Raw genomic sequence first — 22,415 nt, forward strand, 5'->3', positions numbered from 1 at the left:
GCAGCCTCGAGGAGCGAATTCCTAACCGGAAACCCCATAGATCGCATCGGCCCGTTTCTCGAAAGCCTCGGCGAACATGCGGAAGGCGCGATCGAACATCGTGCCCATGACGGCGGCCAGGATCCGGCTCTTGAATTCATAGTCGATGAAGAAGCGCACGAAGCAGCCGTCGCTTGCCGGCTCGAAGCTCCAGATGTTGGTGAGGTATTTGAACGGCCCGTCGATGTATTTGACTTCGATGACACGCTCGTCGGGTTTCAGCAGGACCTGGGTGGTAAAGGTCTCGCGGATCGCCTTGTAGCCGATGCTCATGTCGGCAACGAGGATCGTGCGGCCGTCGCGTTCCTTGCGCGAGCGGACTGTGAGCGATTCGCATAGCGGCAGGAATTGCGGATACTTCTCCACATCGGCGACCAGCGCGAACATCTGGTCTGGCGTGTGGGCGACGCGGCGGGTGGCTTCGTATTTCGGCATAAGCCGGCTAGGCGCTTTTCTGAAGCTGCGCCTCACGCGCGGCGCGAAGCCGGGCGAAATCGTCGCCGGCATGGTGCGACGAGCGTGTCAGCGGGCTGGAGGCAACCAGCAGGAAGCCCTTGGTGCGGCCGACCGTCTCATACGATTTGAACTCGTCCGGCGGGATGAAGCGGATGACCGGATGATGCTTCTTCGACGGCTGCAGGTACTGGCCGATGGTCATGAAATCGACATTGGCTGAGCGAAGGTCGTCCATGAGCTGAAGCACCTCGTGCCGCTCCTCGCCGAGGCCGACCATGATGCCGGACTTGGTGAAGATCGACGGATCGAGCTCCTTCACCCGCTGCAGCAGCCGGATCGAGTGGAAGTAGCGCGCGCCCGGCCGCACGGTCAGGTAATTCGACGGCACCGTTTCGAGATTATGGTTGAAGACATCCGGCTTGGCGGCCACGACGATCTCCAGCGCGCCTTCCTTGCGAAGGAAGTCGGGCGTCAGGATTTCGATGGTCGTTTCCGGGGTCGCTGCGCGGATCGCGCGAATCACCTCGGCGAAATGCTGCGCCCCGCCATCGGCAAGGTCGTCACGGTCGACGGAGGTGATGACCACATGTGTCAGGCCCATCTGCTTGACGGCGTGGGCGACGCGGGCCGGTTCGCCGGCATCGAGCGCGGTTGGAATGCCGGTGGCGACATTGCAGAACGCGCAGGCACGGGTGCAGATCTCGCCCATGATCATGAAGGTCGCGTGCTTCTTTTCCCAGCACTCGCCGATGTTGGGGCAGCCGGCTTCCTCGCAGACCGTCACCAGATTGTGCGACTTCACGATCTCGCGCGTTTCGGCATAGCCTTTCGACACCGGCGCCTTGACGCGGATCCAGTCCGGCTTGCGCAAGACCTCCTGATCCGGCCGATGCGCCTTCTCGGGATGCCGCGGCCGGGGTCGGTTGGCGATCGTGTCTAGTACCGTGACCATGTCAATCCAAGTTCTGGCAGCGCCAAGTCGGCGGCACCAACCACCATTTAGGACTTTTCGCCGTCAAGAAAAAGGCCGGCGCGGCGCATGGCCCCGACGGCCTTTTTCGCATGGCTCGCTTCAGCCGCTAGCGCCGGATGACGCGGCCGAGGAAAATCAGGATGCAGGCGCCGATGAAACCGGTGATCAGATAGGCGACCCAGCCGGTGCCGAAGCTCTGCATGTTGAGAGCCGCCAGGATCGCATTCAAAAGCACCGCGCCTATGATGCCCATGATGATGTTCATCAGGACACCGGTGTTGCTCTTCATGACCATTTCGGCAAGCCAGCCGGCAAGCCCGCCGACGATGATTGCCGCAATCCAACCCACGCCATTTACGTCCATGCTGTCAGCTCCTCACTGAATGGGGCAAATCAGCCCCGAGATTGATCCGTCGCACGCCTAGATTCCACCATGTCGCGCGAAGTGCAAGCCGTCACGCATTCAACGCCCGGCCGTAGGCATCGAGCACGCTTTCCTTCATCATTTCCGACAGGGTCGGATGCGGGAAGATCGTATGCATCAATTCTTCCTCGGTGGTTTCGAGGTTCATCGCGACAACGAAACCCTGGATGAGTTCGGTGACTTCGGCGCCCACCATGTGCGCACCGAGAAGCTGGCCGGTCTTCTTGTCGAAAACCGTCTTCACCATGCCCTGGTCTTCGCCGAGCGCGATCGCCTTGCCATTGGCGACGAACGGGAAACGCCCGACGCGGATTTCGTGGCCCGCTTCCTTGGCCTTGGCCTCGGTCAGGCCGACGGAAGCCACCTGCGGATTGCAATAGGTGCAGCCCGGTATCTTCAGCTTGTCCATCGGATGCACATTCGGCAGGCCGGCAATCTTTTCGATGCAGATCACCGCCTCGTGTTCGGCCTTGTGCGCCAGCATCGGCGGGCCGGCGACGTCGCCGATGGCGTAGATGCCGGCGACGTTGGTCTTGCCGTAGCCGTCGATGACGATGCAGCCGCGGTCCGTCTTCACGCCGAGCGCCTCGAGACCGATGTTCTCGATATTGCCCTGCACGCCGACGGCGGAGATCATGCGGTCGGCCGTTATGGTCTGCGTTTTGCCGTCCTTGGTTTGGATGTGCGCTGTGACCGAGTTCGCAGCCTTGTCCACCTTGGTGACCTTGGCTTCCAGCAGGATTTTCATGCCCTGCTTCTCGAATCGCTTCTGTGCGAATTTCGCGATTTCGCTGTCCTCGACTGGCATCACCTGCGGCAGCACCTCGACGACCGTCACCTCCGCGCCAAGCGTCCGGTAGAACGAGGCGAACTCGATGCCGATAGCGCCCGAGCCCATGACCAGCAGCGACTTCGGCATCTCCTGCGGTACCAGCGCCTCGAAATAGGACCAGATCAGCTTCCCGTCAGGCTCGATGCCGGGCAGCGCGCGGGGCCGCGCTCCCGTGGCGACGATGATGTGCCTGGCCTTGTAGGTGCCCTCGCCCAGCGCGTTCTTGGGCAGCGGCGCCTGCGGCAGCATCGGCTTCTTGGCCGTCTTGGACACGACGATCTCGCCCGGCCCGCCATCCTTGCCGGCCTTGGTCAGCTTGGCCTCGCCCCAAATGACGTCGACCTTGTTCTTCTTCATCAGGAAGCCGACGCCGCCATTCATGCGCTCGGCGATGCCGCGCGACCGCGCCACGACCGCCTTGATGTCTGCCGAGATCTTGCCTTCGATCTTGAGGCCGTAGTCCTTGCCATGCTCGGCATAGTGCAGGATTTCCGCCGAGCGCAGCAGCGCCTTGGTCGGGATGCAGCCCCAGTTCGAGCAGATGCCGGCCAGATGCTCGCGCTCCACGATCGCCGTCTTGAGCCCGAGCTGCGCGGCCCGGATAGCGGCGATGTAGCCGCCCGGTCCGGAACCGATGATGATGACGTCGTAGGTGTCAGCCACGGGTGTCTCCTTGTTCAAAGGTCCAGCATCCTGCGCGCCAGCGGCGCCAGAGCCTGACCGATCTTGCGGGTGTTTTCTGCGTCGAGGTGCACACCGTCCACCGGGCTTGGCGTGGCAACAGTGGCGGCGTCGAAGAAACCGCAGCCCTCCGCCTGCGCCAGATCGGCGTAAAGGCTGGCCAGCGCCCGCGACGCCTGGTTGCCGGCCGCGTACACGCCCGGCAGCCTCGGGTCGTCGATGCGGTTCATCAGCGGCGGCGAGACCAGCAGCACGCCCGGCGTCGTCGCTCCCATCTGATAGGGATGATTGCGGACGATCTGCACCAGCCGCCACACACCGCGCTGCGCCGCGATCGGGTCGCCATGGATCGCCGGCTTCATGTCGTTGGTGCCGAGCAGGATGATCACCAGGTCGAGCGGCGAATGGGAACCGAGAAGGGTCGGCAGCACGCGCGCGCCGTTGCGGTCCTCGGCTGCCGTGTAATCGTCGAATGCCGTCGTGCGCCCGCCAAGCCCTTCGGCAATGACGTGGACACCGCCGCCGAGCGCCGCCTGCAGCGCATTCGGCCAGCGGTCGTCGAACGGATGCCGGCACTGACCGGCGGCATCATGACCCCAGGTGAGGGAATCGCCATAGCAGAGGATCGTCTTCATGGTGACGCGCCCGCGCATTCCCCTCCCCCTTGCGGGGAGGGGCCAGGGGTGGGGGTGTTGCCGACAAGCGCGGCGGATATGCGATTTAGTACCGACCTGAAATCCAGGATTGCTTCTTCATTGGAGAATCTCAAGACAAGATAGCCGCCAGCCTGCAGTGCATCGGTGCGAGCTTGATCGTAAATTTTTGCAGAGGCAGTCTCGTGGATCGGTCCATCAAGTTCGACAATCAGACGATACTTCAGACAACAGAAATCAGCGACATAGCAACCAATTGGAACCTGTCTGCGGAAGTGCGTTCCAGAGCCGGCAAAATCACCTCGAAGATGTTTCCAAAGCGTCTTTTCCGCTTCGGTCATCGCTCGACGAAGCTTGTGAGCATTGGACTTCGCCGTCAACGTTATGATTTTTGAGGGTGATTGCTTCCACGGCATCGTCAATCTCCGCCGCGTTGCCCAGCGTCACCACCCCCACCCGGCCCTCCGGGCCACCCTCCCCGCAAGGGAGAGGGTTTCGCGCCGAGCCGCATCACACCAGCATCCCCATCGGGTTTTCGATGTAGCGCTTGAAGGCCACAAGCAGTTCCGCGCCCAGCGCGCCATCGACGGCGCGATGGTCCGTCGACAGGGTCACCGACATCACCGTCGCCACCTTGACCTCGCCGTCCTTCACCACGGCCCGCTGCTCGCCGGCGCCGACCGCGAGAATGGTCGCCTGCGGCGGGTTGATGACCGCGGCGAAATCCTTGATGCCGAACATGCCGAGATTGGACACGGAAGTGGTGCCGCCCTGATACTCTTCCGGCTTCAGCTTCCGGTTCTTGGCCCTGTTGGCCAAGTCCTTCATCTCATTGGAAATAGCGGACAGCGTCTTCTGCTCGGCCTTGCGGATGATCGGCGTGATCAGCCCGCCGGGGATCGACACGGCCACGCCGACATCGGCGTGCTTGTGCTTGACCATCGCCTGCTCGGTCCACGATGCATTCGCATCGGGCACCGCGACCAGCGCCATCGCCATCGCCTTGATGACCATGTCGTTGACCGACAGCTTGTAGGTCGGCGCTTCGCCCTTGTCGGTCTTCTTCATCGGCGCCGCCGCATTGAGCTGCGAGCGCAGGGCCAGCAGCGCGTCGAGCTCGCAGTCCAGCGTCAGGTAGAAATGCGGGATGGTGGACTTCGCCTCGACCAGACGCCGGGCGATGGTCTTGCGCATATTGTCGTGTGGGACAAGCTCGTAGGAGCCCTGCTCGAACAGCTTGAGCACGGCATCGTCCGACATTGCCTTCGGCGCCGACGCGGCGGCACCCGCCGGAGCCTGACCAGCCGCGGGCTTCGCAACGCCGCCCTTGGCGGCCGCCTCGACATCGGCTTTGACGATACGGCCATGCGGACCCGAGCCGGTAACGCCCGACAGATCCACGCCAGCGTCCTTGGCGATGCGCCGCGCCAGCGGTGAAGCGAAGACACGATCGCCACTTGCGGCTGCGCTGTTTGCGGCCGGCTTCGCGGGCGCGGCGGCAGCGTCTGCCTTTGGCACTTCGGCTTTTGCCTCAGTCTTGGGTGCTTCACCCTTCGGAGCCTCCTGCGTGGGCGCCTCGTCTTTGGCCTCTGCCTTCGGCGCATCAACCTTGGCCGGGGCATCGCCGCCCTTCGCGGCTGCGCCCGCGTCCTCGCCTTCCGCCGCCAGAACGGCGATCAGCGCATTGACCTTGACGCCTTCGGTGCCGGCCGGAACGACCAGCTTGGCCACCGTCCCTTCATCGACGGCCTCGACCTCCATCGTCGCCTTGTCGGTCTCGATCTCGGCGATCACGTCGCCAGGCGAAACCTTGTCGCCTTCCTTGACCAACCACTTGGCGAGATTGCCCTCCTCCATCGTGGGCGAGAGGGCCGGCATGGTGATGTTGATAGGCATTAGTATCCTCCCGCGTACAGGGCTTCCGGGCTCTCGTTAAAGTTCGGCAACCAGAAGTCGAATAATATCCTTTGAGTTAGGCAGACATGTTCAAGAATCGGATCAGAGGTGTGCCGATGCATCAAACCCCTCCTTCGATCTAGCCTGACAGTACTCATCGGTCGGTCTGAAGAACGCTGTAGAGGTAGACATGTCGATGTCGACAATGCCCATCTCTGCAGCATTGGGAAGCCCTGCGTCTATTCGCGATCGAAGCCGAAACTTCATGGAAATCAACCATTCGTCATGACTCGCCAGTAAGGCTGAATCATCGTCCCCAATCGGCACTGTCTCTGCCTCGAAAAAATGGCGGTATCGTTCGAATGCAGGAACTGGCTCAAAATCGCAAATCCACCAAGGCTGGTCAGACTCCCTGAATGTGAGCACACCGAGCGTGTCCCGCTCACCAGTGATCAAATCCCAGGAGTCCGGATTATGTTCCACCTTCAGCCCCGATATGTAACGGCTTTAACCGCCTCGACGACCTCGCCGACATTCGGCAGGGCCAGCTTTTCCAGATTGGCCGCGTAAGGCATCGGCACGTCCTTGCCGGCTATGGTGATGACCGGCGCGTCGAGATAGTCGAACGCCTGCCGCGATACCTGGTTGGCGATGTAGTCGCCAACGGAGGACTGCGGATAGCCTTCCTCCACAGTCACCAGCCTGTTGGTCTTCTTGACCGAGGCGATCACCGTATCGAGGTCCATCGGGCGTATGGTGCGCAAATCGATGATCTCGACGTCGATGCCCAGCTTGGCAAGTTCGGCCTCGGCCTTGATCGCATAGGTCATGCCGATGCCCCACGACACGAGCGTGACATCCTTGCCCGCCTTGTGGATGCGCGCCTTGCCGATCGGCAGCACGAAATCGTCCAGCTTCGGCACGTCGAAGGACTGGCCGTAGAGGATTTCGTTCTCGAGGAAAATCACCGGATTGGGATCGCGGATCGCCGCCTTGAGCAGGCCCTTGGCGTCGGCCGCCGTGTAAGGCTGGACGACCTTGAGGCCCGGAACATGGCTGTACCAGGCGGCGTAGTCCTGGCTGTGCTGCGCGGCGACGCGCGCCGCCGCTCCGTTCGGCCCGCGGAACACCATCGGCGCACCCATCTGGCCGCCCGACATGTAGAGCGTCTTGGCCGCCGAATTGATGATCTGGTCGATCGCCTGCATGGCGAAGTTGAAGGTCATGAACTCGACGATCGGCTTCAACCCGGCCATCGCCGCGCCGACGCCGACGCCGGCGAAGCCATGCTCGGTGATCGGCGTGTCGACGACGCGCCTGGCGCCGAATTCCTGCAGCAGCCCCTGGGTGATCTTGTAGGCGCCCTGGTACTCGGCCACTTCCTCGCCCATGACGAAGACGTCGGGGTCGCGCCGCATTTCCTCGGCCATGGCGTCGCGCAAGGCTTCGCGCACGGTGGTGGAGACCATCTCGGTGCCGGCCGGAATGTCGGGATCTGCCGCGATTTCGGTTTTCGGCGCGGCGGCGACCTTGGTCGCCTCCTTCGGAGCGGCTTCCTCGTCCGCCTCGCGGGCCTTGCCGCCGGCGTCGTCCGCCGCCTGCTCGGGTTCGTCGCTGCTTTCCGCCTTCGGTGCCGGCTTGCTGTCGCCGCCAGTCTTGGCGTCGCTCGCCTTCACATCGCCGGCGCTTTCGCCGTCCTGCAGCAGCACCGCGATCGGCGTGTTGACCTTGACACCCTCGGTGCCGGCGGCGATCAGGATCTTGCCCAGCGTGCCTTCATCGACGGCTTCCACTTCCATGGTCGCCTTGTCGGTCTCGATCTCGGCGATCACGTCGCCCGAGGAAATCTTGTCGCCCTCGTTCTTGAGCCACTTGGCGAGATTGCCCTCTTCCATCGTCGGCGAGAGAGCGGGCATGAGAATTTCGATCGGCATATCCCTGCCCTCCCTTAGAGTACGATGTCGGTCCAGAGCTCGGATGCATCCGGCTCGGGATCGTTCTGGGCAAATTCCGCGGCGTCGGCGACGATGTCGCGAACCTCCTTGTCGATGGCCTTCAGTTCGTCCTCGCTTGCCCACTTCTTGGCCAGCAGACGGGCCTTGACCTGCTCGATCGGATCGTGGTCGGAGCGCATTTTCTGCACCTCCTCCTTCGACCGGTACTTGGCCGGATCGGACATGGAGTGGCCGCGATAGCGGTAGGTCTGCATCTCGAGGATGATCGGCCCCTTGCCGGCGCGGCACCATTCGGTTGCGACCTCGCCGGCAGCCTTGACCGCGCGCACGTCCATGCCGTCGACCTGAATGCCGGGAATCTTGAACGAGGCGCCACGATGCGAGAAATTGGTTTCGGCCGAAGAGCGTGTGACAGCCGTGCCCATGGCGTAGCGGTTGTTCTCGATGATGTAGATCACCGGCAGCTTCCACAGCGAGGCCATGTTGAAGCTTTCGTAGACCTGCCCCTGGTTGGCGGCGCCGTCGCCGAAATAGGTCAGCGAGACGCTCTTGTTCTCGCGATAGCGGTTGGCGAAGGCCAGTCCAGTGCCCAGCGATACCTGCGCGCCGACAATGCCATGGCCGCCGTAGAAATTCTTCTCCTTTGAGAACATGTGCATGGAGCCGCCCTTGCCGTGCGAATAACCGCCGCGCCGGCCCGTCAACTCCGCCATGACGCCACGCGGCGACATGTCCATGGCCAGCATATGGCCGTGGTCACGGTAGGCGGTGATCATCTGGTCGCCGTCCTGCAGCGACATCTTCATGCCGGTGACGACGGCTTCCTGGCCGATATAAAGGTGGCAGAAACCGCCGATGAATCCCATGCCGTAAAGCTGGCCGGCCTTTTCCTCGAAACGCCGGATGAGCAGCATGCCCTTGTAGGCCGCGAACTCCTCCTGCTTGCTGAAATCAGCCGGCTTCGGCGTCGCCGGCACGGCGGTTTTGGACTCGGATTTCGATTTGGCAGGCGCTTTTTTGGCTGCAGTGGCCATGCATCACTCCCTGATGGCGTCTCTTCGCGGACATGAGAAGGGAGTTTTGCCTCCCACCTGATTGGGGAAAAGGCTAGCATGCCGAATGCCGTTCGGCCATGCGGAAAAATGCATGGCTGGCATGCATCTAAACACCTAGAATCATTGAAAATTAACTTGATTAACTGGAATTCAGTTAATCAATATTTCCCGGCCGCATGATGACGACCTCGTCGGCGTGCGAAAGGTTGAGCGCCCGGCGCGCCTGCTCGTCGAGCATGTCTTTCTCGAGCGTACCGTCATGCAACAGCTGCACGCGCCGCTCCAGTTCGGTCCGGCGACCTTTGACGGCATCGAACTGCGCCTGCAGATCCTGGGTCTGCGCCTGCAGCCGGTACTTCGAGTAAATCCCGAATTCGCCATGATAGGCGTGAAAGCCGAAATAGGCCAGCACGACGGCGCTGATCGTGGGAATGATCAGCCGGCCTGTGTTCGTCTGCTTGTGCTGGCGTGTCCACATGAAAGGAATCCTCGTCGCTCCTTTCTCGCTCGATTGTGCTTAATGGACGGTTACGGATTCGGTATTACCAGCGCCCATGGCGGCGATTCCATGCAAAAAGCAGTTCGGCGAACCGGTCATAGAGAAATCGCGTGACCGGCGCCGTCAGCGGATTGCCGAGCAGGCCGGCGATCCACCCCTCGCCCGGCGTGCGCCGCCATATCGCGAACATGACGTCGGCTCCGACGAGAAGGTTGCCGCCATCGTCCGTCGCGTGAAGCCGCCGCCTTATGTCGTCGATGGACGCGCCGAACCGGGCCAGCGCGCATGGCTCAAGATTTATATCGCGGAATTCGATGAAGCCGGCCTTCACGGCCTCGATCAGGCGGCGCTTCTGCCGCCTGATGCCGGCATCGCAGACCGGGCTACGAGTGTTGTACCATACGGTCAGCGTCATCCTGCGCCCTTTCGAGGGCTGGAAGACCCGATCAGGCCTTGAGGATCGACGTCCCGGCGTAGCGCGCCTGCCTGCCGAGTTCTTCCTCGATGCGGATCAGCTGGTTGTACTTCGCGGTGCGGTCGGAGCGGGCGAGCGAGCCGGTCTTGATCTGTCCGCAGTTCGTCGCAACCGCCAAGTCGGCGATGGTCGAATCCTCGGTTTCGCCGGAACGATGCGACATGACCGCCGTATAGGCCGCCTTGTGCGCGGTTTCGACGGCGTCCAGCGTTTCCGTCAGCGAGCCGATCTGGTTGACCTTGACGAGGATCGAGTTGGCGACGCCCATGCGGATGCCGTCGCGCAGCCGTGCGGTGTTGGTGACGAAGAGATCGTCGCCGACCAGCTGCACCTTCTTGCCGACGAGGTCGGTGAGATGCTTCCAGCCTTCCCAGTCGTCCTCGGCCATACCGTCCTCGATGGAGATGATCGGATAGTCGGCGGCGAGCTTGGCCAGGTATTTGGCCTGCGCCTTGGGATCGCGCGTCTTCTTCTCGCCTTCGTAGACGTAGTTGCCGTCCTTGAAGAATTCGGTGGCGGCGCAATCGAGGCCGAGCGCCACTTCCTCGCCGGGCTTGAAGCCCGCCTTCTCGATCGACTGCATGACGAAATCGAGCGCCGCCTGTGCGCTCTTCAAGTTCGGCGCGAAACCGCCCTCGTCGCCGACATTGGTGTTGTGGCCGGCATCCTTCAGCCGCTTCTTCAGCGTGTGGAAGATTTCCGAACCCCAGCGCACGGCTTCGCGCAGAGACGAGGCGCCGACCGGGATGATCATGAATTCCTGGAAGTCGATCGGATTGTCGGCATGGGCGCCGCCATTGATGATGTTCATCATCGGCACCGGCAGGACATGCGCGTTGGCGCCGCCGACATATTTGTAGAGCGGCAGGTCGGCCGCCTCCGCCGCCGCCTTCGCCACCGCCAGCGAAACGCCGAGAATCGCATTGGCGCCGAGGCGGCTCTTGTTCGGCGTGCCGTCCAGCTCGATCATGGTCTGGTCGATGTGGATCTGGTTTTCGGCTTCCATGCCGCCGATCGCCTCGAACAGTTCGCCGTTGACCGCCTCGACCGCCCGCTCGACGCCCTTGCCGAGATAGCGCGAGCCGCCGTCGCGCAGCTCCATGGCTTCATGCGCGCCGGTCGATGCGCCCGAGGGAACCGCCGCCCGGCCCATCGAGCCGTCCTCGAGAATGACATCGACCTCGACGGTCGGATTGCCACGGCTGTCCAGAATTTCACGGCCCACAATATCGACGATGGCGGTCATGGCGAGGTTCCCGGTGATCGGTTGGAGACGTGGCACGTCTTAGCCAAAGTGCCGCAAAAGGCAATCCGCCGCCGCAAATATTGCCGGCGGCAGGGTTGCATTTCCTGCCTCGGCTCAGGGGTTGGAACGCAAAAAGCCCGGGCACTGCCCGGGCTTTCCATTCAAAGCCTGTGGCGATCAGTTCCAGTAAGGCTGGACGCCATAATATTCATAAGAGGCGTTGCGAGCCGTTTCGCCGTCAGCGGTGGTGAGTTCCTTGATCGAATAGGCAGGCGCCGCCTTCAGCTGCTCCTTGCTGTACGGCACGACGTAGCCGCCCTTGTCTTCGTCATAGTCGAGGCTGGACCACGGAATGGCGTGGTATTTCTCGCCAATGCCGAGAAAACCGCCAAAACCGATGACAGCGAACATGATGCCGTTGGAGAGCTTGTCCAGCATCACGTCTTCGATGGAGCCGATGCTGTCGCCTTCGGTGTTGTACACCGACGTGCCGATAACACGCGAGGCGGAAATGGCTTCGGTGTGTCCTGTCTGGGTAGTCATGATTTACTCCTCGTCATTGTGTGACTGATGCGACGTCAATGACGAGACGGGACGAAAGTTCCGGACTTTTTCGGCGTAGAGGCGATCAATCCGTCAGGACGAAAGTCACTTTCATGTTGACGCGATAGGCGACGATCTTGCCGTCTTCGATCTCGACCTTCTGCTCCTGGACCCAGGCGCCCCGGACGTTCTTCAGCGTCTTGTTGGCGCGGTCGATGCCCCGCTCCAAGGCATCCTGAAAGCTCACCTTGGACGACGAGGTGATTTCGGTCACACGGGCTACGCTCATGATTTCCTCCTGACAATCCCCATCCGCCGGTCGAGCCTACAACTGCCGCCCGGCCACCACAAGCATAAGGCGAAACAGCAAACGCCTGGGGCAGGCTCCAGGCGCTTTCCTATGACCCTTTGGCGACCTGATCCAGCCGCATCAGCGTCTCCAGCAGCGCGGGCATGTCTTTCAGCGGCACCATGTTCGGGCCGTCCGAGGAGGTCGAATTGTCGGGGTCCTGATGCGTTTCGATGAACACGCCGGCGACGCCGACCGCGACGGCCGCCCGCGAGAGCGTCGCGACGAAACGTCTTTCGCCGCCGGACGAGCCGCCCTGCCCTCCGGGCTGCTGCACCGAATGGGTGGCGTCGAAGATCACCGGCGCGCCGATATCGGCCATGATCGGCAGCGCCCGCATGTCGGAGACCAGCGTGTTGTAGCCGAAGGAGGCGCCGCGCTCGGTGGTCAGCACATTCGGATTGCCGGAGTCGGTGATCTTGGCGACAACGTTCTTCATGTCCCACGGCGCCAGGAACTGGCCCTTCTTCACGTTGATGACCTTGCCGGTCTTGGCCGCGGCGACCAGCAGGTCGGTCTGGCGGCTGAGGAAAGCCGGTATCTGCAGCACGTCGACATGCGGGGCGACCAGCGCGCACTGCTCTTCCGAGTGGATGTCGGTGAGCACCGGAAGGCCGAATTCTTTCCGCAGATCGTCGAATATGGGCAGCGCCATTTCCAGCCCGGCTCCCCGTGTGGCGGAAAGCGACGTGCGGTTCGCCTTGTCGTAGCTCGTCTTGTAGACGAGGCCGATGCCAAGCTTGCCGGTCAGTTCCTTGAGCGCGCCCGCCATGTCGAAGGCGTGCTGGCGCGATTCGAGCTGGCAAGGACCGGCGATCAGCGCCAGCGGCGCGGCATTGTCGAAGGTGACGTTGCCGACGGTCACGGCTGCATTGGGCTTGCTCATGCTCTTTCCTCGAAAATAAAGATCGCGCCCTGACCGGGCGCGGCGTCGATGACAATATGGTGTTCGAAAATACGATATTCGACCGTGTTTGCGGAAAGAAGCCGCGCAACCGCGTCGCTGTCGGAAATCTGGAAGACCACCGCCGCGAATCGCAGGCCCGACGCCGATACCGGCTGCACCCCGAAGCGATCGCGAAATGCCTGCGGCGTCACAGTCGTGATCTTCGCGTTCGGCAGTGTGAGAATATCGGCACTCACGGCCCCGCCCGGAGCGCCTGCGGCAATCGTAAGGAATGCTGTCTCGACATCAGGGCCGGAACTGACGGCGACGACCTCGCGGATCGCGGCGGCCCCATTGGCATGTTTTTGGAGGGCGGCGCGATCCACCTCGGGCGCGTTCACCCGTTCACAAGCGAAGGCAAAACTGTCTGACGCCCCTCCGCCTGCCGCGAAGGCCAGCCGGAACGAAACCGTATCGCTTTTTCCCGCCGCATCGATGAACGGCCGTGAAAAATCCAGCCGGTTGCCGGCGGAAACCCCGGCCTCGACATAGCGCGCGTGATCGGCGTCGGCATCGTTCGTGCCGAAAACGATCGCCGAAAATCCGTCCTCGCCATGCACCGCGCGCCACGCACGGTCGCGTGCGACAAAGACGTTGCCTTCCGCCACCGCTTGCCCTGCCGCCACGGCGTCGCCAACGGCGAGCGGCTCCAGGAACGTGCCGTCGGCCAGATAGACGCAGCAGTTTTCCGTGCCGAAAGGATGCTTGCCACGGGGAGCGACCCTGAAGCCAAGCGCAGTCAGCCGCGCCCGTGCGACATCGAGGCTGGCGGTCGGCAGGACGAGATGATCGAGCGAATGGATCATGCGGTTCCTGTGCACGAACTGGATGAAGGGTTCAAGCAGGTCGTCGTTCCCGGTCCTGCCTTCTCGCCCTGCGATAGAAGGTGGCCGAGCCGGGACACGAGGCGTAGCGGGGGCTGCTGAGATCGACTCACATGCGGCTCGGTTCCCCGGTCCCCAATAAGCCCGCTCCGCATTGAATATCTTTAAGGCGGAAGGCACTTAATCGCGCGGTTTCCCTTCCGTAAGGTGAGGCGTACCCTTGTGTTCGTGCGGGAGACATCGCGCGGCTACAAGGGGACGAAACATGACAACCGATACGATAGCAGGGACCGGGTCGATACCGGGCGCATCGCCCGACCTCTACAATGAGGATCTGGCGCCGGCGGCGGTCCGCAACTGGGGACCATTCTCGATCTTCAACGTCTGGACTTCGGACGTTCACAGCCTGTGGGGCTACTATCTAGCAGCCAGCCTTTTCCTGTTCTGTGGCGGCTTCCTGAATTTCATCATCGCCATCGGCATCGGCTCGCTGATCATCTTCGTGCTGATGAATCTGATCGGCTATGCCGGCGTCAAGACGGGCGTGCCCTACCCCGTGCTCGCCCGCGCCTCGTTCGGCATCTGGGGCGCCAACGTGCCGGCGCTGGTGCGCGCCATCGTCGCCTGTTTCTGGTACGGCGCGCAGACGGCCGCCGCCTCCGGGGCCATCGTCGCGCTGCTTGTCCGCTGGCCGGCCTTCGCCGACTTCCACGCCAACAACCATATGCTCGGCCACTCGACGCTCGACGTCATCTGCTTCCTGGTGATGTGGGGCCTGCAACTGCTCATCATCCAGAAGGGCATGGAAACGGTTCGTCGCTTCCAGGATTGGGCCGGCCCCGCCGTGTGGGTAATGATGCTGATCCTCGCCATCTACCTGTGCGTCAAGGCGGGATCGTTCAGCTTCGTCAGCGACATTCCGATGGACGTGCTGCTGGACAAGACCAAGGATGCCGGCGTTCCCGGCACGCCGGGTTCGTTCGGCGCGCTGGCGGCGGTCGCGGCGATCTGGGTGACCTATTTCTCGGCGCTCTACCTGAACTTCTGCGATTTCGCCCGCTATGCGCCGGACAAGGCGGCGTTGCGCAAGGGCAATCTCTGGGGCCTGCCGGTGAACCTCATCCTGTTCTCGCTGGTCGCCGGCGTCACCACAATCGCCGCCTTCGACGTCTATGGCGAAGTGCTGCTGCATCCCGACCAGATCTCGGCCAAGTTCGATAGCTGGTTCCTGGCCGCGCTCGCCGCCCTCACTTTCGCGGTGGCGACGCTTGGCATCAACGTGGTGGCGAATTTCGTCTCGCCGGCCTTCGACTTCTCGAACGTCTTCCCGCGCAAGGTGGACTTCAAGAAGGGGGGCTACATCGCGGCGGTGATCGCGCTGCTGCTTTACCCGTTCGCACCGTGGGAAGGCAGCGCCGCCTCCTTCGTCAACGTCATCGGCGCGACGATGGGGCCGATCTTCGGCATCATGATGGTGGACTATTACCTGATCCGGAAGGGCGAATTGGATGTGGTCGGCCTCTACATGGAAGACGGCGAATATCGCTTCCAGAACGGCTGGCACGTCAACGCCTTCATCGCCGCCGCGATCGGCGCGGTGTTCTCGTCGATCCTGCCCAACTTCACCGACTGGCTGCCGGCCTGGTGGGGCGTCTACGGCTGGTTCTTCGGCGTGGCGATCGCCGGCGCGGTTTATTACGTGCTGCGTTCGGCCGCGCTCGGCTCGGGCGCCAGAACGGCACGGGCCTGATGGTAACGAGGGCCGCGCACCAGCGCGGCCCTTTTCATTTTCCTGTCCGGGCTGACAGCGCCTTCTCGAACCAGCAATGAGCGTAGGGATTGTCGTTGTAGCGGTCGATCTCGATATAGCCGTGCCGCCGGTAGAGCGCCTGCGCCTCCGTCAGTGCGCGGTTGGTGTCCAGCCGCACGCGCCGGAAGCCCCACTGCAGTGCCACCGATTCGAGCTGGTCGAGCATCCGCCGCGCCAGGCCGAGCCCCCGCGCCTCGGGCGCGATCCACATGCGCTTGATTTCCGCCGTTTCGTCGTCCAGCCGCAGCAGCGCCGCGCAGCCAACCGGTCGGCCATCCAGCCGCGCCAGCAGGAACAGGCCGGCCGGCGGCGTCATTTCGGCGGCGGAGACCGACTTGCCGGCCTGCGGATCGAAACCATCGTCAAAGCGCACCGCCAGTTCGGCGAAATACTGCTCCAGGCACCAGCCGGCGTCATTTGAAGAGGATGGCCCGGCTTCTATCGTGATGCGCGCGGCATCCAGCAGCCGCCGTACCTCGTTCATCGCCGCGACCAGCCGACTTCGGCGCGCTGCGTCCAGCGGCATCAGAAACGAGGCGGCCAGATCGTCGGAAAGCCTGTCATAGGCGCGGAACTCCTTGCGGCCCGCTGCCGTAAGAACCGCGCGTCTTGCCCGTGCATCGCGCATCGATTTTTCGACGGTTACCAGCTTCTGCTGTTCGAGCGAGCGCAACAGCCGGCTCATATAGGCCGAGTCCAGGCCAAGCGTGGCGCGCAGCTCACTCACGTATCTGCCCTGCTCGCCGATCTCGAAGATCAGCCGCGCCTCACCAAGCGGCCTGCCCCGGCTCAGATAGCTGTCCTGCAGCACGCCGATGCGCTGGGTCACGGCGCGATTGAACTGGCGGATTTCACGTATGTCGTTCTGGTCCATTTACCTGACTTAAGTCAGGTATTTCGCCATTGCAAGGCTCGAAGGCTAATGAGCGCTAGGCTTCCCTCATCTCGGAAGCGAGCCGAAATACAATCGCCGCCTCAGCCTGTCACCATTTCCGCCAGCTTGCGCACCGTGTTCCAGTTGCGCGAGGTGCCGACGCCGAACCGCTTGTGGTTGGAGGCGGTGAGCAGGCGTGAATTGGGCGTGGCCCGGGAAAAGAACAGCCAGATGTCGCCGCCGACGATCCGCAGTTTCTCGTCCGGCGCGACCGCGGCCTTCAACTGGTTCTCCACCTCGTCCGGGACCGGTTTACGCATCACGCGCACCGCGACTTGGGCAGGCGTTGCGAGCGATTCCGCCGGAAACGGATTGCCTTGCGCGAGTTTCTTCCAGGCGTCGGCCGGGCGCACGACGATGTCGACATGGCGACCGAAGGTTTTCTTAAAAGCGATTTCGAGGCTCGCTTCGAGTTTCGCGACAGGGGTGTTCTCGGCTTCGAAAACCAGATTGCCGGTGGCGGCCAGCGTGCGGGGATTCCGCAGGCCGAGCGATACGGCCATGTCCTTGAGATCGGCCATCACCACGCGCCGCTGCGGCGTCAGCACGATGCTGTAGAGGAGCGCGACGTAAGTTGGCACCAACTCACCCGATCAGCTTGTCGTATTCGGCGTGAGTGCCGATCCAGAACCAGACGAGATCGTCATCCTTCCTGACTGCTACCGCCCTGTAGGTACGGCCGATACGAACCGACCAATATCTGCCAACCTGTTTGAAATGCAGTGAGGGATGGAATGGATCTGATTTGAGCCGTCGGAAATTGACGTCGGCCTGCCGCTGTACAGCTCTAGGCAAAATTGCGTAGGCATCCCAGAATGCGGATGCGGCATGATGCTTCAAAGAGGCCTGGTCCGTCCGGCCGCCAATTCGGCGAGCGCTTCTTCAGCGCGTTTGTCCAACTTGCCGGCCTTGGCATCCGCCTCGATCTGGCGATCCCAACGCTCTGCCCGGAGATTTTCGAACCATTCGACGAATGCTTCGAATTCCTTGCCTTCCAGCGCCTCGACGGATTTGGCTATCTGTTCGATCTTACCCATGAGGCCATTCTACCACATTGGCCCAACCGACGTCGACGGCCTCACACCAACCTAGACTGCTCCACCGCCGCGTTGATGAATGAAGCGAACAGCGGATGCGGCTCCAGCGGCCGGCTCTTCAGTTCGGGGTGGTACTGCACGCCGATGAACCAGGGATGGTCGGGATATTCGACCGTCTCCGGCAATACGCCGTCGGGCGACATGCCGGCGAACACGAGGCCGCAATCCTCCAGCCGCTCCTTGTAGTCGATATTGACTTCGTAGCGGTGGCGGTGGCGCTCGGAAATCTCGGTGTCGCCATAGATGTCGGCGATCTTCGATCCGGACGACAGCCGCGCATCGTAAGCGCCGAGACGCATGGTGCCGCCGAGGTCACCCGTTTCGCGGCGCTTCTCAAGCATGTTGCCCTTCAGCCATTCGGTCATCAGCCCGACGACCGGCTCGCCGGTGGCGCCAAACTCGGTAGACGATGCGGACTCGATACCAGCCAGCGACCGTGCAGCCTCGATGCAGGCCATCTGCATGCCGAAGCAGATTCCGAAATACGGCACCTTGCGCTCGCGCGCGAACTTGGCCGCCAGGATCTTGCCTTCCGAGCCGCGCTCGCCGAAGCCGCCGGGCACCAGGATGCCGTGAACCTTCTCCAGCCAGGGCGCCGGGTCCTCCTTTTCGAAAATCTCGCTCTCGATCCAGTCGAGCTTGACCCGGACCCGGTTGGCCATGCCGCCATGCGACAGCGCCTCGATCAGCGACTTGTAGGCGTCCTTCAGGCCGGTGTATTTGCCGACGATGGCGATGGTGACTTCGCCCTCGGGATTGTGAATGCGCTCGGACACACCCTGCCACGGCTCCATGCGGGGCTTCGGCGCAGGCTCGATGCCGAATGCCGCCAGAACCTCGGAATCCAGCCCTTCCTTGTGATAGGCGATCGGCACGTCGTAGATGTGGCCTACGTCGAGCGCTTGGATGACGGCGCTCTCGCGCACGTTGCAGAACAGCGACAGCTTGCGCCGCTCTTCCTTGGGGATCGAGCGGTCGGCGCGCACCAGCAGAATGTCGGGCGCGATGCCGATGGAGCGGAGCTCCTTGACCGAATGCTGAGTCGGCTTGGTCTTCAACTCGCCGGCGGCCGGAATCCACGGCATCAGTGTCAGGTGGACATAGACCGCATTGTTGCGCGGCAGGTCGTTGCCGAGCTGGCGGATCGCTTCCAGGAACGGCATCGCCTCGATGTCGCCGACCGTGCCGCCGATCTCGCAGATGACGAAATCGTACTCGTCATTGCCTTCGAGGACGAAATTCTTGATCTCGTCGGTGACGTGCGGGATGACCTGCACGGTGGCGCCGAGATAGTCGCCGCGCCGCTCACGCTCGATGATGTTCTTGTAGATGCGGCCGGTGGTGATGTTGTCCTGCTGGTTGGCGGAGCGGCCGGTGAAACGCTCGTAGTGGCCGAGGTCGAGATCGGTCTCGGCCCCATCGTCGGTCACGAACACCTCCCCATGCTGATAGGGTGACATCGTGCCCGGATCGACATTGAGATAGGGGTCGAGCTTGCGGATGCGCACGCGGTAACCTCGCGCCTGCAGCAGTGCTCCGAGAGCCGCCGCGGCTATGCCTTTGCCAAGGGAGGAAACCACGCCGCCGGTGATGAATACATATCGGGCCATGGGAGTCATCGCTTAACGCTGCCGGACCGATTCCGCCAGAAGAAAAACCACTGCGAACGGTTTTTCCATAACGCGATGCTTGACCGGCCAAAACGAAAGGGCCGGCGGATCGCCGGCCCTCCGAAGAAAATGTTCCGATCGTCAGAGAATGACGACCTTGGCTCCCACGGGCACACGGCGGTACAGGTCCATGACGTGCTCGTTGATCATGCGGAAGCAGCCATTGGATGCGCTGGTGCCGATGGTCTGCGGCGCAATGGTGCCGTGGATGCGCAGGTGCGTGTCCTTCTTGCCGTCATAGAGGTAGATGGCGCGGGCGCCGAGCGGGTTCTGGCCACCGCCGGGCATTCCATCCTTGTACTGGCCATAATGCTTCGGCTCGCGTTCCTGCATCTCCTTGGTCGGGATCCAGCGCGGCCATTCCTGCTTGTCGCCGACAGCGACGCTGCCCTTGAACTGCAGGCCTTCCTTGCCAACGGCAATGGCGTAGCGACGGGCCGTCGAGGACGAATCGACAAGATAGAGCCGGCGTTCACTGGTATTGATGACGATTGTGCCAGGAGCGTAGCCGCTGAAGCTGACTTCCTGCGGCTCGAATTCCGGCTTGACCTTGAAGGGCCGCTTCGCCTGCCTCTTTTGCAACGCCGCATCGAGCGCACGGGTTTCTGGCAGCAGCGAAATCGACGAGGCCGACGCACCGCCCCCAAACAGACCGGCGAAAAGGCCGCCTGTCGGACGGGCTGCATCACGCGATTCGCTGCGCAATTCGCCATTGTTGCCGGTCAGCGCCACATTCATCGCTTCCGCTGGCAGCACCTCTTCGCGTTCCTGCTCGACCTTGGCCGGCTTGATCGGATCGAAAAGCTTGATCGACTGCCTGGGCGCGGCCTTGGTCTCGGCGACCTGCTCGGTCTTGCCCTTGGCTCCGCTGCGCTCCAGTTTTTTGGCGAGGAATGCCTCGCGTTCAGCCTGGGCGCGCGCCTTGGCTGCTTCACGCATGGCGAGCTTCTTGGCTTCGATCGCCTTTTCCCTGGCAACCAGCCTGTCGGCCTGAATCTTGGCCTCAAGTTCGGAAATACGCGCCAGATCGGTGTCGGTCGGCTTCTTTTTCCGCTTGAGAAGCTTGAGTTCGGCCGCGTCGCTTTTCTTTGCGGCAACGGTGACGACGTCTGTTTTGACCACTGCCTCGGGGGCAGAAGTCGGCATGGCTGCGTAAGCCGGCGCACCGGAAACGAGCGCGGCGCAGAGGCCGGCGAAAATGAAGCTGCGAAGCTGCATGGCGAAGATCCGATCAGATATGCTTGTTGCCCACGGCATCGCACGGCACTCACAGAGCACCGGGTGGCCGCAAAAAAGCTATAATCGATTGAGGCAACGGGCCTCAAGCGGCCCATAGGTCAGGAACAGATCGAATCTTCGTGATCGTGCGGCATTTGCCGCAACTGTGACCAAACAACAACAGCCGGTGGCATAATTCGCTGAGGCCCATTCCGAAAAGCACGCAGCAATTCTCGGAAAGGATCACGCTTCATCGAGCTGTTTGCCGCCTTTGTACCCTGCGAGGCGATTTCGCCGCGCGGCAAAAAGCTCTGAACGGAACCGGCTACTGGTTGGGAACCTGCGGCTGCGCGGGCTGCGCCGCGGGAGACGAGGCGGGCGGGGTAACGCCGGACGCCGGAGGCGTGACCGGAGCAGCCGCTCCCGGCTGCTGCGCCGCAGGAGCATCGTTGCCCGAGGGCGGCGTCGGCGCGGTGTTGCCGGACGGAGCGGCAGGCGTCGCCGTGCCCGGAAGCTGGTCGAGCACGCCGTTGCCGCCACCGTTCTGCTGCGTCGCCGGCGCCCGGTCGAGAATGTCGATCGGCTTATCGCCATAGCGCGCCAGAATGGACAGGATCAGCGACGTCGCGAAGAACGCGGCCGCCAGGATCGCCGTCGCGCGCGTCAGCGCATTGGCCGCCCCACGGGCGGTCATGAAGCCGGAGCCGCCGCCGATACCCAGACCGCCGCCTTCGGAGCGCTGCAGCAGCACGACGCCAACGAGGGCCAGCACCACCATAAGATGGACGACGATCAGTATGGTTTCCATTGCATATCCCGGCAAAGCGTTCGGCCCGCGCGAACGCGACCGCTGAATTGGAGCCGGCTCTTACAATGCTTTGACGGCATTTCCAAGCCCGCGCCCGGAATATGGGAATTGACCGCCCTTATGCAATGTTTTTTGGCTGAAGGAGCGGGCCCTGTCAGGATCGGTAGGCGTCGGCGATGCCGAGGAAATCGGCGGCCTTGAGGCTGGCGCCTCCGACCAGGGCGCCATCGACATTGTCGATCGTCAGCAGTTCGCGCGCATTGGATGGCTTGACCGAGCCTCCGTAGAGAATGCGGATTTTCCCGGCGGTTGCGGCTCCAAGCTTGCTGGCAAGCTCGGCGCGCACATGCGCGTGCGCCTCCGCCACGTCGGCGACGGTGGGAACCAGCCCCGTGCCGATCGCCCAGACAGGCTCATAGGCGATGATCGTCGACGCCTGCGTTGCGCTGGCCGGAACCGAGCCGGCGATCTGGCGCGACAGGATATCGAGCGTGGCGCCGACTTCCCGTTCGGCTCGCGTCTCGCCGATGCAGATGACCGCCACCAGCCCGGCCCTCCATGCGGCCACGGCCTTGGCCTGCACCATCGCGTCGGTCTCGCCGTGATCGGTCCGGCGCTCCGAATGGCCGACAATGACGTGGCTTGCGCCGGCATCCTTCAGCATTTCTGCAGAAATATCGCCGGTATGCGGCCCGCTTTCCTCGGCGTCGCAATTCTGTCCGCCGGTATGAACCGGTGTGCGCGAAAGAATTTCCGCCGCACGGGTGAGCAGGGTCGCCGGCACGCAGACCAGCGCCTCGGTCGCCGCGTCCAGCCCGCTCATGAAGCCATTGCCGATCATCAGCAGTTCGTTGAGCGAAGCGCTGGTGCCGTTCATTTTCCAATTGCCGGCGACAAGCGGGCGAATTCCTGGCGTCATGGCGATATGCTCTCCGGTGACCTGCAATGGACACTTTCACTACCAAAATCAGGCCACAAAGCAATCGACACTGGCCCGGAAGGACGCTATTGCGCTCCTTCGGGCAAATTCGG

At 62.7% G+C, this 22,415-nt stretch carries 24 protein-coding genes; 1 reads left to right on the plus strand and 23 read right to left on the minus strand.

The window, feature by feature from the left end:
- Positions 1-21: 21 nt before the first annotated feature.
- From ASD44_RS05970 to ASD44_RS06050, 16 genes are all read right to left on the minus strand, one after another.
- Entirely contained in the window at positions 22-474 is a 453-nt protein-coding gene (locus tag ASD44_RS05970) for a type II toxin-antitoxin system RatA family toxin (RefSeq protein WP_056109792.1), read from the minus strand.
- Between the two features lie 7 nt (positions 475-481).
- Positions 482-1,447, minus strand: a complete 966-nt coding sequence (gene lipA, locus ASD44_RS05975; RefSeq protein WP_056109793.1) for a lipoyl synthase — start codon at positions 1,445-1,447, stop codon at positions 482-484.
- A gap of 127 nt (positions 1,448-1,574) precedes the next feature.
- Complete coding sequence (locus tag ASD44_RS05980; RefSeq protein ID WP_056109794.1) at positions 1,575-1,832, minus strand: GlsB/YeaQ/YmgE family stress response membrane protein; 258 nt, start codon at positions 1,830-1,832, stop codon at positions 1,575-1,577.
- 91 nt (positions 1,833-1,923) lie between these two features.
- Entirely contained in the window at positions 1,924-3,387 is a 1,464-nt protein-coding gene (lpdA, locus tag ASD44_RS05985) for a dihydrolipoyl dehydrogenase (RefSeq protein ID WP_056109797.1), read from the minus strand.
- A 14-nt stretch (positions 3,388-3,401) separates the two neighbouring features.
- Entirely contained in the window at positions 3,402-4,040 is a 639-nt protein-coding gene (locus tag ASD44_RS05990; protein ID WP_056109799.1) for an SGNH/GDSL hydrolase family protein, read from the minus strand.
- Positions 4,037-4,474, minus strand: a complete 438-nt coding sequence (locus tag ASD44_RS18100) for a DUF559 domain-containing protein (protein WP_156459790.1) — start codon at positions 4,472-4,474, stop codon at positions 4,037-4,039. The genes ASD44_RS05990 and ASD44_RS18100 overlap by 4 nt, the downstream gene beginning before the upstream one ends.
- 94 nt (positions 4,475-4,568) lie before the next feature.
- Positions 4,569-5,954, minus strand: coding sequence for a pyruvate dehydrogenase complex dihydrolipoamide acetyltransferase (locus tag ASD44_RS06000; RefSeq protein WP_056109802.1), 1,386 nt, complete (start codon positions 5,952-5,954; stop codon positions 4,569-4,571).
- Positions 5,955-6,439: 485 nt separating this feature from the next.
- Positions 6,440-7,888, minus strand: coding sequence for a pyruvate dehydrogenase complex E1 component subunit beta (locus tag ASD44_RS06010; RefSeq protein WP_056109806.1), 1,449 nt, complete (start codon positions 7,886-7,888; stop codon positions 6,440-6,442).
- Between the two features lie 14 nt (positions 7,889-7,902).
- Positions 7,903-8,943, minus strand: coding sequence for a pyruvate dehydrogenase (acetyl-transferring) E1 component subunit alpha (gene pdhA / locus ASD44_RS06015; RefSeq protein WP_056109808.1), 1,041 nt, complete (start codon positions 8,941-8,943; stop codon positions 7,903-7,905).
- A 175-nt stretch (positions 8,944-9,118) separates the two neighbouring features.
- Positions 9,119-9,442, minus strand: a complete 324-nt coding sequence (locus ASD44_RS06020; protein ID WP_056109810.1) for a septum formation initiator family protein — start codon at positions 9,440-9,442, stop codon at positions 9,119-9,121.
- A 64-nt stretch (positions 9,443-9,506) separates the two neighbouring features.
- On the minus strand, positions 9,507-9,878 hold the full coding sequence (locus ASD44_RS06025) for a DCC1-like thiol-disulfide oxidoreductase family protein (protein ID WP_056109811.1): 372 nt from the start codon (positions 9,876-9,878) through the stop codon (positions 9,507-9,509).
- Between the two features lie 31 nt (positions 9,879-9,909).
- Positions 9,910-11,184 (minus strand): phosphopyruvate hydratase, encoded by a 1,275-nt coding sequence (gene eno / locus ASD44_RS06030; RefSeq protein WP_056109814.1) that lies wholly within the window; start codon positions 11,182-11,184, stop codon positions 9,910-9,912.
- Positions 11,185-11,361: 177 nt separating this feature from the next.
- Entirely contained in the window at positions 11,362-11,727 is a 366-nt protein-coding gene (locus tag ASD44_RS06035; RefSeq protein WP_056109816.1) for a PRC-barrel domain-containing protein, read from the minus strand.
- Between the two features lie 85 nt (positions 11,728-11,812).
- Positions 11,813-12,016 (minus strand): dodecin family protein, encoded by a 204-nt coding sequence (locus ASD44_RS06040; RefSeq protein ID WP_056109817.1) that lies wholly within the window; start codon positions 12,014-12,016, stop codon positions 11,813-11,815.
- A 109-nt stretch (positions 12,017-12,125) separates the two neighbouring features.
- Entirely contained in the window at positions 12,126-12,962 is an 837-nt protein-coding gene (gene kdsA, locus ASD44_RS06045) for a 3-deoxy-8-phosphooctulonate synthase (RefSeq protein ID WP_056109820.1), read from the minus strand.
- Entirely contained in the window at positions 12,959-13,828 is an 870-nt protein-coding gene (locus tag ASD44_RS06050; RefSeq protein ID WP_056109822.1) for a VOC family protein, read from the minus strand. Before ASD44_RS06050 ends, kdsA begins: the two co-directional genes overlap by 4 nt.
- Positions 13,829-14,111: 283 nt before the next feature.
- Here ASD44_RS06050 and ASD44_RS06055 point away from each other — a divergent pair, with 283 nt between their 5' ends.
- Positions 14,112-15,596: an NCS1 family nucleobase:cation symporter-1 gene (locus tag ASD44_RS06055; RefSeq protein ID WP_056109823.1), complete on the plus strand. Its 1,485-nt coding sequence runs from the start codon at positions 14,112-14,114 to the stop codon at positions 15,594-15,596.
- Between the two features lie 34 nt (positions 15,597-15,630).
- On the opposite strand, the gene ASD44_RS06060 is transcribed toward ASD44_RS06055, so the two are convergent.
- The 7 genes from ASD44_RS06060 to tpiA form a co-directional block, all read right to left on the minus strand.
- Positions 15,631-16,530 (minus strand): helix-turn-helix domain-containing GNAT family N-acetyltransferase, encoded by a 900-nt coding sequence (locus ASD44_RS06060; protein ID WP_056109825.1) that lies wholly within the window; start codon positions 16,528-16,530, stop codon positions 15,631-15,633.
- 101 nt (positions 16,531-16,631) lie between these two features.
- Positions 16,632-17,171, minus strand: a complete 540-nt coding sequence (locus tag ASD44_RS06065) for a DUF1697 domain-containing protein (protein WP_056115524.1) — start codon at positions 17,169-17,171, stop codon at positions 16,632-16,634.
- A gap of 255 nt (positions 17,172-17,426) precedes the next feature.
- On the minus strand, positions 17,427-17,627 hold the full coding sequence (locus ASD44_RS06075; protein WP_056109829.1) for a hypothetical protein: 201 nt from the start codon (positions 17,625-17,627) through the stop codon (positions 17,427-17,429).
- A 41-nt stretch (positions 17,628-17,668) separates the two neighbouring features.
- Positions 17,669-19,306, minus strand: a complete 1,638-nt coding sequence (locus tag ASD44_RS06080) for a CTP synthase (RefSeq protein WP_156459791.1) — start codon at positions 19,304-19,306, stop codon at positions 17,669-17,671.
- A 132-nt stretch (positions 19,307-19,438) separates the two neighbouring features.
- Positions 19,439-20,575: a L,D-transpeptidase gene (locus ASD44_RS06085; protein ID WP_056109834.1), complete on the minus strand. Its 1,137-nt coding sequence runs from the start codon at positions 20,573-20,575 to the stop codon at positions 19,439-19,441.
- Positions 20,576-20,900: 325 nt separating this feature from the next.
- Complete coding sequence (gene secG / locus ASD44_RS06090) at positions 20,901-21,383, minus strand: preprotein translocase subunit SecG (protein ID WP_056109836.1); 483 nt, start codon at positions 21,381-21,383, stop codon at positions 20,901-20,903.
- Positions 21,384-21,537: 154 nt separating this feature from the next.
- The gene (gene tpiA / locus ASD44_RS06095) at positions 21,538-22,302 is read right to left on the minus strand and encodes a triose-phosphate isomerase (protein WP_056115527.1); all 765 of its coding nucleotides are present in this window, start codon (positions 22,300-22,302) and stop codon (positions 21,538-21,540) included.
- Between the last annotated feature and the right edge of the window lie 113 nt (positions 22,303-22,415).

Source organism: Mesorhizobium sp. Root554 (genome assembly GCF_001427025.1).
Taxonomy (GTDB): domain Bacteria; phylum Pseudomonadota; class Alphaproteobacteria; order Rhizobiales; family Rhizobiaceae; genus Mesorhizobium.